Below are 12209 nucleotides of genomic sequence, written 5' to 3' on the forward strand. Positions count from 1 at the left end.
GTCGCCCTGTTCTGGGCATGCTTCCCCCATGCCTTCCCCGACCCGATCGATCCATGTCGTGGCCGCCGTCATCACCGACGCGCGTGGCCGCGTCCTGCTCAACCGCCGAACCGAGAACCGCGACATGGCCGGCCTGTGGGAGTTCCCGGGCGGCAAGCGCGAATCCGGGGAGACCTCCGAGCAGGCGCTGGTGCGCGAGCTGCGCGAGGAACTGGGCATCGAGGCCGATGTCGGCGAGTGGCTGATGGACGTGCCGCAGCGTTACCCGGACAAGCACCTGACCCTGGAGGTGCGCCACGTGCGCAGCTGGAAGGGGACCCCGCGCGGACGCGAAGGACAGGCGATCACCTGGGTGGCGCCGGACAAGCTGGGCCGCTATTCGATGCCACCGGCCGATCTGCCGGTAGTGGCCGCCCTGCGCCAGCCCGACCGCTACCTGATCACCCCCGCGCCGGCCGACGATGATGGCGGCGTGCAGCACTGGCACGCGCAGCTGCAGCGCGCGGTAGCGAACGGCCAGCAGCGCATCCAGCTGCGCCTGCCGCCGGGGCATCCACAGCGGCAGGCGATGGTCGAGCAGGCCGTGCGTGCGCATCGCCGCAGCGGCGTGCAATGGCTGCTCAACCGCGATATCGAACTGGCACGCGCACTGGGCGTGGGCGTGCACCTGGGCAGCCAGCAGTTGCTGGAGCTGTCGCAGCGTCCACTCCCCGAAGGACAGCTGGTGGCCGCATCCTGCCACGACCTGCCGCAGCTGCAGGCCGCACAGCAGCTGGGCTGCGACTTCGCCGTGCTCGGCCCGGTGCAGGCCACGGACAGTCATCCGGATGCCGTGCCGCTGGGATGGGACGCCTTCGCCGAGCTGCGTGCGCAGGTGTCACTGCCGATCTACGCCCTGGGTGGCATGGGTCGCGGCCACATCACCGAAGCGCGCCGCCACGGCGGGCAGGGCATCGCGGCCATTCGCGGGTTGTGGCCGGAGTGATGCCAGGGTCGGATCCCCGCAACGCGGGGCTCTGACCCCCGCTGGAACCCGGGGTCAGGGCCCATTCCGTTGGAACGGGATCCGACCCCTCCCGATCACAACGTGATCCAGAAACACCCGTACTGCCGCCGCAGCCCGAGCACCGTCGAGGCGCGCGCCACGCTGCCCGGCAGGGTCTGCTCCAGGCGCAGGCCGACTGGATGCCGCGCCGCTGGCGGCTCAGGGTCGGATCCCTGCGCAGCAGGGCTCTGACCCTCGTCCTGCAGAACGTCCTGATCGTGCCGCGGATACACCGGCACCACGTCCACCAGCGGTCGCCGTGCCAGCGATTCCAGCTGGCCAAGGATGCGCTGCGCCCCCGCGTCCGACACCGCACCCCACAGGTACAGCGAAGAGAGCCGGTTCACATCGTTGCTGAGGATGCCGTTGCGCAATGCGTCCACGAGCTCGCTCAGCCGGCGTGGGCAGCGCGCACCCAATGTGTCGCGCGGTGCAGTGTTGCCGGCGGGGGCGGGGGGCGGCAGCCGCGACCGGGCACCCACGCTGTCGCAGGGACGGTCGGTGTAGACGCTCTGGCCCTGCGCATCGGTGCAGCGGTTCAGGCGCGGGGACTGCGCATGGGCAACAGGGGCCATCGCGCACAGCGGCAACAGCACCAGCAGGAGGGAAAGGCGGATCATCCAGAAAGGGTAGCGCCGATCAGGTCCGCAGGGCGTGCTTTCAGCCCTGCAGCAGTTTCAGCACCGAGGTGGTCGGCTTGGCCAGGTTCAAGGTATAGAAATGCAGGCCGGGTGCGCCGCCTTCGATCAGGCGCTGGCACAGCCTGGCCACCACTTCAGTGCCGAACGCACGCACCGATTCGGCGTCATCGCCGTAGGCCTGCATCTTGCGGCTGATCCAGCGCGGAATCTCCGCGCCGCACTGTTCGGAGAAGCGGCGCAGCTGGCTGAAGTTGGCGATCGGCATGATGCCCGGCGTGATCGGCACCTGCACACCGAGCCGGCGCACTTCATCGACGAAGTGGAAGTAGGCATCCGGGTTGAAGAAATACTGGGTGATCGCCGCGTCGGCACCGGCATCGATCTTGGCCTTGAAGTGCTTCAGGTCGGCCAGCGCATCGCTCGCCTGCGGGTGCGTCTCCGGATACGCACCCACTTCGATGTGGAACGCATCGCCATGCTCGGCGCGGATGAAGGCGATCAGCTCGGCGGCATAGCGCATGTCGCCGGGGAAGCCCATGCCCGAGGGCAGGTCACCGCGCAGTGCGACCAGGCGACGGCAGCCGATGGCGCGGTACAGCTTGAGCAGCTCGCGGATCTCCTGGCGGGTGCCGCCCACGCACGACAGGTGCGGCGCCGCGTCGAACCCGTGGTGCTGGTTGAGGTGGCGTACCGTCTCGGAGGTATAGCTCAGGGTCGAGCCGCCGGCACCGAAGGTGCACGACACGTATTGCGGATCGTAGTCCTTCAGCTTGGCCGCGGCACGGTCCAGCTGGCTGCGCTGTTCGTCGGTCTTGGGCGGATAGAACTCGAAGCTGATGGCGGTCATGGCGCGGGCGGCGGCGGCAAGTACGAAGCAGTATATCGCTTCATCAAGATAGATGTTTGACGACTGCGTGAGGGTCCGTCAACCCCGAGCCGCGACCGTTCGCCCCGCCGTGCGGCCGCTGCTCCGGAATCGCAACCGGTACGCCTCGGCCCGGCCCACGCTGCTCCCATCCCGGCAACATCCACCCGACGAAGGAGCAGACGATGAAGATCTTCCTGGCACTCTGGTACGCACTGAAGGCGCTGGCCCGGCTGGCGATGATCGGCATGGCGATGGCCGTGCTTGGCTCCGGTCCGGCCCATGCGGCGGCGGCCTCAGGCACCGGCAAGGTGCAGGTCGAGGTGGTCGGCAAGGGCCGCCCGCTGCTGATGATCCCCGGCCTCAACAGCAGCGCCGAGGTCTGGCGCGAGACCTGCCTGGCGCTGGAGAACGTGCAGTGCCACCTGGTGCAGCTGCCGGGCTTTGCCGGCGCAGCGCCCGCCGATCCGCGCCCGGCCGAGTTCCTGTCGGCGGTGCGCGGCCAGTTGCTGGCCTACCTGCACGACCAGCACCTGGGCCCGGTGGTGGTGATCGGCCACAGCCTCGGCGGCCTGCTGGGCCTGCAGATGGCGCAGGCCGAGCCGAAGGCGGTCAGCGCGCTGGTGGTGGTTGATGCATTGCCGTTCCTGCCGGCGGCGCGTGACCCGAACGCCACCGCAGACAGCGTGCGGCCGATGGCCGACCAGCTGCGCAAGGGCATGCTCGCCGCCGACGCCGCGCAGTGGCAGGCGCAGCTGAAAGCCGGCCTGCCGGGCATGACCCGTGATCCGCAGCGCCAGGCCGAGCTGGGCCGCTGGGGCGAGAGCAGTGACCGACAGACCACCGCCGACGCCATGCACGGGGTGATGACCACCGACCTGCGTGACAGCATCGCCTCCGTCAGCGCACCGACGCTGGTACTGGGCAGCTGGGCCGGTTACCAGCCGATGGGCGGTACCGAAGAAAGCACCCGCGCGGTGTTCCAGGCGCAGTACGCGAAACTGCAGGGCGTGCAGATCGCGATGAGCGCGCAGGGGTTCCACTTCCTGATGTGGGATGATCCGCGCTGGCTGCAGCAGCAGGTGCAGCGTTTCCTCGCCGCGCACCCCTGACCCTTGTCTGCCCTCCTGCCACCGCCGAGAGTCCGCATGGACGCCACCACCTCATCCCGCCGCTTCTGGACGCTCAATGCGCTGGCCTGGGCCGGCTACGCGATGTACGGGCTGTGGGCAGGGATGCGGATCGGCGGCGGCGTGGTGTTCAGCGGCATCGTGCTGATCACCGTCAGCGTAGCCGCCTGCCTGTGGATGTGCAGCGGCATGCTGCGCGCGGTGGCACTGCGCCAGCGCTGGTGGGAGGGGAGCCTGGGCAGCCTGGTGTTGAAACTGGCCGCCGGTGTGGTGGCCGGCGCCAGCGTCGCGCAGGTGGCAACTGCCGCGCTGCTGCTACCGGCGCTGGCACTGGGCTGGGTGCAGCTGCCCGGCGGCCACGCGGATTACCGGTGGTCTTCGCTGCTGGTGTACTGGATGAACACCGCGCTGTTCCTGCTGATGTGGACCGGACTGTGGGCCGGCCTGCATGGCCTGCGCCGAGCCCGCCACAGTGAGTTGGCGCGCCTGCGCGCCGAAGCCGAACGCAGCGCGCTGGAACGCGATGCACTGCGCGCACGGCTCAATCCGCACTTCGTGTTCAACGCGCTGAACAACCTGCGCGCGCTGATCCTGGAAGACCCCGAGCGCGCCCGCGACATGGTCACGCGCCTGTCGCGCACGCTGCGCCAAGCGCTGGCGCACAACCGCAGCGAGCAGGTCACGCTGGCCGAAGAACTGGCGGTGGTGGACGACTATCTGGCGATCGAAGCCATCCACTTCGAGCAGCGCCTGCAGGTAGCTCGGCGCATCGATGCTGACGCCCTGCAGGCGCAGTTGCCGGCGATGGTCCTGCAGCTGCTGGTGGAGAATGCGATCAAGCACGGCATTGCCAGCCGCCCCGGTGGTGGCGAGGTGCAGATCCAGGTCACGCTGGACAGCGATGTCTTGCGACTGCAGGTGGACAACCCGCTGGGCAACGCCAGCGAGCCTGCCGACGGGCATGGCGTCGGCCTGGCCTATCTGCGTGCGCAGCTCGGTTCGCGTGGCCGTTTCACCCTGCAGCCGATCGGCGACCGCATGCAGGCCCTTCTGGAGATTCCGCAATGAGTGGCGTACTGCGTGTGCTGATTGTCGATGACGCCCGGCTGGCGCGGCAGGAGCTGCGTACGCTGTTGACGGCGCTGCCATGGGTGCAGTGCGTGGGTGAGGCCGACGATGTGCCTGCCGCGCGCGAGGCGATCGCCACGCTGGCGCCGGACCTGGTGCTGCTGGACGTGCAGATGCCTTCCGGCAGTGGTTTCGATGTGCTGGACGGCCTGGAAACGGTGCCGGCGGTGGTGTTCGTCACTGCCTACGATACCTACGCCGTGCGCGCGTTCCAGGCCAATGCGCTGGATTATCTGGTGAAGCCTGTCGAGGCGCCACGCTTACTGGAGGCGCTGGAGCGGGCGCGCCAGCGCGAGGCCGTGCAGGCCGAAGCGCCGCAGTCACGCAGTACGCTGGCCGCGCAGGACCAGGTGTTCGTGCGTGAGGGCGAACGCTGCTGGTTCGTCGCCGTCTCGGAGATCCGCCGGCTGGTGGTGGACGGCAACTACACGCGGCTGTGGTTCCGTGACCAGAACGCCTTGCTGGCCCGCAGCCTGAGCGCGCTGGAAGCACGCCTGCCGCAGGATCTGTTCTTCCGTGCCAACCGCAATACCCTGGTCAACCTGCGCCGCATCCGTTGCGTGACGCCCAGCATCGGCGATGGGTACGACCTGATGCTGGACGACGGCAGCGAGGTGGAGGTGTCGCGGCGGCAGGCGCGGGAACTGCGCGAGCGGATGGCGTTGTAGGGGCGGCCAGCGGTTACCCTGTGCAGCGGATTCCCACGTTGCACCACGCCATGTCCATCGTCCTCACCGATTTCGCCCGTCCCCGCCTGTTCCCACGCGTGCCACGCGGCAACACCATCCAGGACTGCACTGCCGAGCAGTTCGAGGCACACCTCAATGCGCACGCGCCACTGAAGGTGCTCGATGGCTACGCGCCGTTCTGCAAGCTGTTCGTCTACGACAACTGGACCAGCACGCGCTGCCTGACGGTGCCGATCACCGAGGCCAACCGCCACCAGCTGCGCAGTGGCTATGAGGCGCGCAATCGTGACGAGCTGCCGGTGCTGGTGCGCTGGTTCGAAGGCGTGGAGTCCCCGCGTGCGAACTATCTGGTGGTGATCCTGTACAGCGCCGAGCAGCTGGCGAAGGAAGGTTCACCGATCGAGGCCGATTGGGGCATTGTCGGCTGCATCTACACCGCGGAACCGGAAGAGGTGCCGATGGCGCCGATCACGATGATGCGCAACGCACTGGGCGTAGAGGAGGGCGGGTCCGGCGTGCCGCTGGATCGCGAGGCTTACCGGCGCTCGGTGGCGTTCTGGGAGAACAACGCCAACTGGCGGCCCTGAGCCCACGCTGTGGCCGGACAGCCGGCATGCGAAGAGGGTAACGGCAGTGGAGCGCTACCATGGCGGTGAATCAACGCAGGGAGCACAGGGATGGATGTTCGACATTGGATGCTGTTCGCATGGGTCGCCGCAGGCCTGCTGGCCGCATGTGAAAGCTCGGCAGCAAAGTACGATGCAGGCGCAGCCTGTGGGTCCCTGTCCGACGTGACGCAGATCCGCGACGCGGGCGTGGGTTCACTGCAGGCGCAGGCAACCTCGGGGCGTTGCACGTTCCATGTGGAAGCGGATGACGCAGCAGCGCTTTCGCGTCAGCAGTCGTTGCTCCAGAGCGTGTCGGCGATCGCCTGTGGTGCGCCAGCCACCACCCGGCCTTCGCAAGGGGCTGCGGGCTTCGACCTGCAGATGCCTGCGCGTTGCCCACTCTCTTCCAGCACGCCGTTGATTGCACGGGAAGGAGGCTGGCACCAGCGGCGGCTCTCGTCGGTCCCGATGTATCCTGCGGCCGCCATGCGCGAAGCCCAGGAGGGCGTTGTCGAGCTGATGCTGCTGCTGGATGCACAGGGCAAGACCCAGGCGATCATCCTGTCCCGGTCCAGTGCGTACCCACTGCTCGATGCGGCGGCGCTCAAGCACGCGCGTGACTGGCGTTATGAGCGTGAAGCGGCGGACAAGGCGCCAAACATGAGCCTGATACGCGGAACGGTCACGTTCAAGCTCAACTAGGGCGTCTGCAGGGCGGGCTCGGCCTTCCACTCCCACCAGCGGTAGTGGTACTCGCGCTCGGTCGCGCTCCATGGCTGCGCGCAGCAGGTGCACGTCAGCCGGTAGCATTCGCCCCAGCCGTCCTCCGCTTCGCCCCGTGCACGCAGCTGCACGTGACCTTGTTCCAGCAGCGGCTCGGGGTTGAAGAACACGTAGGAAGGGTAGAGCGCACACAGGCAGCCTTCGCGCGCCTGCCAGTGGCGCAGCCGTTGCAGGGCCGCCTTGAGGTGAGCCTGGTTGCTGATCAGCATGCCGCCAAGGGCGACGCCCTGGCAGCTGCGTTCAATCGTATCCACATGCGCGCTCAACGCCTCCAGGGATGCGGGAGTGAACAATCGGGCGACGGTGCGTGCGGCATCGGTGATGCGCGTTGCGTCGCGCGACAACAGGTCCTGCAGCAGCACATCGGCCTGTGCATCGTCGAGCCGGGGAATCGGTACTGCGGACCACGGCCAGCGCATCAACGTGCCTTGCCGATGGCAGCGTAGTGGCCGGTTGTCAGCCGCAGCAGGTCAGCCGGCGCCAGTTCCACTTCCAGGCCGCGGCGACCGGCGCTGACATGCAGCGCGGGCAATGCCTGCGCACTGGCGTCCAGGAAGGTGCGCAGGCGCTTCTTCTGCCCCAGTGGGCTGATGCCGCCGACCAGGTAGCCGGTCGCGCGCTGCGCTGCGTCGGCGGCGGCCATCTCGCACTTCTTGCAGCCGGCCGCTTCGGCCAAGGCCTTCAGGTCCAGCTGGCCGGCCACCGGTACGATCGCCACCAGCAGTTCGTGTGCCTCGGTGCTGGCCAGCAGGGTCTTGAACACCTGGGCCGGGTCGAGGCCGAGCTTGTCGACGGCTTCGCCGCCATACGATTCGGCGTGGGCGTCGTGCACGTAGCTGCGCACGGTGTGGGCGATCTTCTCGCGCTTGAGCAGGTTGATGGCCGGGGTCATGGGGGCATCGTAGCGCGTGCTGGGCGCGTTGCCTTGACCGAGGCTACTGGCCCCCACTCTGGTGGATGCGTGATGTTCGGCCGTGCGCAAACGCAGAACGGGCACCCGAAGGCGCCCGTTCTGTCTGCATCCGTTGCTGGGGGCAGAGCCCTTTCCTGCGGAAAGGGATCCGACCCGGGCACGATCAGTAGCGGTAGTGGTCCGGCTTGAACGGGCCTTCCACCGGCACGCCGATGTAGTCGGCCTGTTCCTGGGTCAGGGTGGTCAGCTTCACGCCGATCTTCTCCAGGTGCAGGCGCGCCACTTCCTCGTCCAGCTTCTTCGGCAGCAGGTAGACCTTCTTCTCGTAGCTGTCCTTGTTCGCCCACAGGTCGATCTGTGCCAGGGTCTGGTTGGCGAAGCTGTTGGACATCACGAAGCTCGGGTGGCCGGTGGCGCAGCCCAGGTTCACCAGGCGGCCTTCGGCCAGCAGGAAGATCGCGTTGCCGTTCGGGAAGATGTACTTGTCCACCTGCGGCTTGATGTTGACGTGCTTCACGCCCGGGAACGCGACCAGCGCATCGACCTGGATCTCGTTGTCGAAGTGGCCGATGTTGCAGACGATGGCCTGGTCCTTCATCGCGCTCAGGTGCTCGATGCGGATGATGTCCTTGTTGCCGGTGGTGGTGACGTACAGGTCGGCACGGCCCAGGGTCGATTCGATGGTGTTGACTTCATAGCCTTCCATCGCCGCCTGCAGGGCGCAGATCGGGTCGATCTCGGTGACGATCACGCGCGCACCGTAGGCACGCAGCGAGGCGGCGCAGCCCTTGCCCACGTCGCCGTAGCCGCAGACCACGGCAACCTTGCCGGCCAGCATCACGTCCATCGCGCGCTTCAGGCCATCGGCCAGCGACTCGCGGCAGCCATACAGGTTGTCGAACTTGCTCTTGGTGACCGAGTCGTTGACGTTGATTGCCGGGATCAGCAGGGTGCCGGCCTGGGCCAGCTGGTACAGGCGGTGCACGCCGGTGGTGGTCTCCTCGGAGACGCCCTTCCAGTCCTTGACCACGCGGCCCCAGTAACCCGGGCGCTCCTTGGCGACGCGCTTGAGCAGGTTCTTGATGACCTGTTCTTCGTGCGAGGACGAGGCGGTGTTGACCCAGTCGCTGCCGTTTTCCAGCTCGTAGCCTTTGTGGATCAGCAGGGTGACGTCACCGCCGTCGTCCACCACCAGCTCCGGGCCGGTCAGGGTGCCGTCAGCCAGGGTGAAGGTCAGCGCGTCCAGGGTGCAGTCCCAGTACTCTTCCAGGGTCTCGCCCTTCCAGGCGAACACCGGGGTACCGGTGGCGGCGATGGCGGCGGCAGCGTGGTCCTGGGTCGAGAAGATGTTGCACGAGGCCCAGCGCACGTCGGCGCCGATGTCCTTCAGGGTCTCGATGAGGACCGCGGTCTGGATGGTCATGTGCAGCGAACCGGTCACGCGTACGCCCTTCAGCGGCAGGCTGGCGGCATGCTTGCGGCGGATCGACATCAGGCCCGGCATTTCGTGCTCGGCGATGTCCAGTTCCTTGCGGCCCCAGTCGGCCAGCGTGATATCGCGGATCTTGTAATCACCTTCGGTGGAGAAGGTCTTGGCAACAGCATTCATTCGTGTGCTCCGGTTGTGGACGAGCGGGTGCTCGCATCTAGCCGGGCGCCGTTGTTACAAAGCCACCTTACCGAGCCTGGCCGGGCCTCGTGGGATCCGGTCGCAGCGCCCCTCGGCAGGGGAGAACCCCCAGTATATCGCGGCCCCGGCATGGCGTCGGATGACCCAACCATCGGCAGATGGGATCGCGTGCACAGACTGTTAATGTCGGTGTTTTCACGCATCACACAGGTGGAACGATGAGCATGCACGCGCGCCGCACACGGCGCTGGACCGGCCTGGTCCTGTCGATGGGACTGCTGGCGGTGGCTCCGCTGGCCTGGGCGGCCGCGCCGCAGCCCGTGGCCGCACAGGCCCAGGGCGTCACCGGCTATGAACTGCCCTCGGCCGCGCTGCAGGCGGTGGTTGACGCCCCGCGTGCGCCCTCGTTGTACCTGTCGCCACGCCGCGACGTGGCCGCGATGATGCAGATGCCGTCGCTGCCGTCGATCCAGGTGGTGGCGCAGCCGGAACTGAAGCTGGCCGGCCTGCGCATCAACCCGCGAACGTTCTCCGACAGCCGCTTCAGCTTCGGCGAGAAGCTGTGGCTGATGAACGTGGCCGACGGCAAGGAACGGCAGATCAGCGGACTGCCCGCCAAGCTGTGGATCGCCAGTCTGATGTGGTCGCCGGACCAGAAATGGCTGGCTTTCAACCAGGTCGACGCCGCCAGTGGCGCCAATGAACTGTGGCTGGTGGACGTGGCCGGTGGCAGTGCCCGTCGCCTGGCTGCCGGCCTGAACACGGTGATCGGCAGCGGCTACCAGTGGCTGCCGGACAGCCGCGGCCTGGTGGTGTTCACCCGCCCGGCCAACCTCGGTGCGGCCCCGGCCGCCGACGGCATTCCGACCGGTCCGGCCGTGCAGCAGACCAGCCAGGGCGGCGGCGTCGTGTCGATCCGTACCTACCAGGACCTGCTGAAGAACGAAGCTGACGCCCGCCAGTTCGATTACTACGCCACCACCCAGCCGATGGAAGTCGGCCTGGACGGCAGCACCCGCGCGATCGGCGCGGCCGGCATCTTCATGGGCTTCTCGGTGTCGCCCGATGGCCGCTTCGTGCTGCGCCAGCCGGTGCAGCGCCCGTATTCCTATGTGGTGCCGGTGAGCAGTTTCCCGCGCCGCATCGAAGTGATCGACCGTACCAGCGGCAAGCTGGTGCATACCGTGGCCGTGCGCCCGCTGGTGGAAGGCCTGCCAACCGGCAACGACGCCGAAGTGACCGGCGTGCGCGATATCAGCTGGCGGGGTGATGCCGATGCCACCCTGGTCTGGGCCGAGGCACAGGACGGTGGTGATCCGAACCGGGAGGCCAAGGTACGCGATGCGGTGCTGATGCAGGCCGCGCCGTTCGACAAGCCGCCGGTGACCCTGGCCCAGCTCGGCAGCCGTCTGGTGGGCATCAACTGGGGCCGTGGCGACCTGGCCCTGCTGACCGAGTCGTGGTGGAAGACGCGCAAGACCAGGACCTGGCTGATTGCCCCGGACAATGCCGGTGCCGAGCCGCGCCTGCTGTGGGATCGTGACGCGCAGGACCGCTATTCCGATCCGGGTCGGCCGCTGTTGTCCAGCGACGACCGCGGGCGTTCGCTGCTGCAGACCAGCCCGGATGGCGGCAGCCTGTACCTGGCCGGTGCCGGTGCTTCGCCGGAGGGCGACCGCCCGTTCGTGGACCGCTTCGACATTGCCAGTGGCAAGGCTACCCGCCTGTTCCACTCGCAGGCGCCCAACTACGCCGCGCCGGTGGCGCTGCTGGACGACCAGGGCAGCTCGCTGCTGCTGAGCCGTGAAAGCCCGGATGAGCCGGCCAACTTCTACGTGCAGTCGCTGGCCGATGCCGGTGCCGCACCGCGCGCGCTGACCCATTTCGCCCATCCGCTGCCGCAGCTGAAGGGCGTGCAGAAGGAGCAGATCCGCTACAAGCGCAAGGATGGCGTCGACCTGACCGCGACCCTGCTGCTGCCGCCGGGGTACGACCCGAAGCGCGACGGCCCGCGGCCGCTGCTGATGTGGGCCTACCCGGGCGAGTTCAAGAGCGCGGCGGCGGCCAGCCAGGTGACCGATTCGCCGTACCGCTTCAATGCGGTCAGCTACTGGGGCCCGCAGGCGTTCCTGGCCAAGGGCTATGTGGTGCTGGCCAGCCCGTCGATGCCGATCATCGGTGAGGGCGACAAGGAGCCGAACGACACCTACATCGAACAGCTGGTGGCCAACGCGCAGGCAGCGGTGGATGAAGTGGTACGTCGTGGCGTGACCGATCGCGAGCACATCGCCATCGGTGGCCATTCCTACGGTGCGTTCATGACCGCCAACCTGCTGGCGCATACCCGCCTGTTCAAGGCCGGCATCGCGCGCAGCGGTGCCTACAACCGCACGCTCACCCCGTTCGGTTTCCAGGCCGAGGAACGCAACTACTGGCAGGCGCAGGACGTCTACCAGAAGATGGCGCCGTTCAACTACGCCAACAGGATCAAGGATCCGATCCTCTTCATCCACGGCGTGGACGACAACAACTCCGGCACGTTCCCGATCCAGAGCGAGCGCATGTTCGCCGCGGTGAAGGGCCTGGGTGGCACCGCGCGGCTGGTGATGCTGCCGAACGAATCGCATGCCTACCGCGCACGCGAATCGATCATGACCATGCTGGCCGAGAGCGAGCGCTGGCTGGAGCAGACCATCGGCCCGGCCGAGCAGGGCAAGGCGAAGAAGAAGCGCTGATACCTGCATGAGGGCGGCCCCCGCAACGGGGCCGCCTGTGCG

At 67.8% G+C, this 12209-nt stretch carries 12 protein-coding genes and 1 riboswitch; of the genes, 7 read left to right on the forward strand and 5 right to left on the reverse strand.

Features of this window, described 5'->3' with window-relative positions; translation table 11 throughout:
* Positions 1-28 precede the first annotated feature (28 nt).
* Positions 29-985, forward strand: a complete 957-nt coding sequence (locus QP512_RS03205; protein ID WP_286070965.1) for a Nudix family hydrolase — start codon at positions 29-31, stop codon at positions 983-985.
* 95 nt (positions 986-1080) lie between these two features.
* Here QP512_RS03205 and QP512_RS03210 read toward each other — a convergent pair whose 3' ends face one another.
* Positions 1081-1665, reverse strand: coding sequence for a DUF4124 domain-containing protein (locus QP512_RS03210; protein WP_286070966.1), 585 nt, complete (start codon positions 1663-1665; stop codon positions 1081-1083).
* Between the two features lie 40 nt (positions 1666-1705).
* Positions 1706-2533: a methylenetetrahydrofolate reductase [NAD(P)H] gene (metF, locus tag QP512_RS03215; RefSeq protein ID WP_197619763.1), complete on the reverse strand. Its 828-nt coding sequence runs from the start codon at positions 2531-2533 to the stop codon at positions 1706-1708.
* Between the two features lie 203 nt (positions 2534-2736).
* On the opposite strand from metF, the gene QP512_RS03220 reads away from it, so the two are divergent.
* From QP512_RS03220 to QP512_RS03240, 5 genes are all read left to right on the forward strand, one after another.
* The gene (locus QP512_RS03220; protein WP_286070967.1) at positions 2737-3663 is read left to right on the forward strand and encodes an alpha/beta hydrolase; all 927 of its coding nucleotides are present in this window, start codon (positions 2737-2739) and stop codon (positions 3661-3663) included.
* 36 nt (positions 3664-3699) lie between these two features.
* Positions 3700-4749: a histidine kinase gene (locus QP512_RS03225; protein WP_286070968.1), complete on the forward strand. Its 1050-nt coding sequence runs from the start codon at positions 3700-3702 to the stop codon at positions 4747-4749.
* Complete coding sequence (locus QP512_RS03230; protein WP_286070969.1) at positions 4746-5477, forward strand: LytTR family DNA-binding domain-containing protein; 732 nt, start codon at positions 4746-4748, stop codon at positions 5475-5477. Before QP512_RS03225 ends, QP512_RS03230 begins: the two co-directional genes overlap by 4 nt.
* Positions 5478-5527: 50 nt before the next feature.
* Complete coding sequence (locus tag QP512_RS03235) at positions 5528-6085, forward strand: DUF3228 family protein (RefSeq protein ID WP_286070971.1); 558 nt, start codon at positions 5528-5530, stop codon at positions 6083-6085.
* 90 nt (positions 6086-6175) lie between these two features.
* On the forward strand, positions 6176-6808 hold the full coding sequence (locus QP512_RS03240; protein WP_286070972.1) for an energy transducer TonB: 633 nt from the start codon (positions 6176-6178) through the stop codon (positions 6806-6808).
* Here QP512_RS03240 and QP512_RS03245 read toward each other — a convergent pair.
* From QP512_RS03245 to ahcY, 3 genes are all read right to left on the reverse strand, one after another.
* The gene (locus tag QP512_RS03245; protein ID WP_286070973.1) at positions 6805-7308 is read right to left on the reverse strand and encodes a hypothetical protein; all 504 of its coding nucleotides are present in this window, start codon (positions 7306-7308) and stop codon (positions 6805-6807) included. The genes QP512_RS03240 and QP512_RS03245 overlap by 4 nt on opposite strands.
* Positions 7308-7781: a Cys-tRNA(Pro) deacylase gene (gene ybaK, locus QP512_RS03250; protein WP_286070974.1), complete on the reverse strand. Its 474-nt coding sequence runs from the start codon at positions 7779-7781 to the stop codon at positions 7308-7310. The genes QP512_RS03245 and ybaK overlap by 1 nt, the downstream gene beginning before the upstream one ends.
* A gap of 184 nt (positions 7782-7965) precedes the next feature.
* Positions 7966-9411, reverse strand: a complete 1446-nt coding sequence (ahcY, locus tag QP512_RS03255) for an adenosylhomocysteinase (protein ID WP_286070975.1) — start codon at positions 9409-9411, stop codon at positions 7966-7968.
* A gap of 36 nt (positions 9412-9447) precedes the next feature.
* Positions 9448-9531, reverse strand: a riboswitch (S-adenosyl-L-homocysteine riboswitch).
* Between the two features lie 119 nt (positions 9532-9650).
* Between ahcY and QP512_RS03260 the strand changes: the two genes are divergently transcribed.
* Complete coding sequence (locus QP512_RS03260; RefSeq protein WP_286070976.1) at positions 9651-12167, forward strand: prolyl oligopeptidase family serine peptidase; 2517 nt, start codon at positions 9651-9653, stop codon at positions 12165-12167.
* Positions 12168-12209 lie beyond the last annotated feature (42 nt).

This window comes from Stenotrophomonas sp. 57, from assembly GCF_030291075.1.
Lineage (GTDB): Bacteria > Pseudomonadota > Gammaproteobacteria > Xanthomonadales > Xanthomonadaceae > Stenotrophomonas.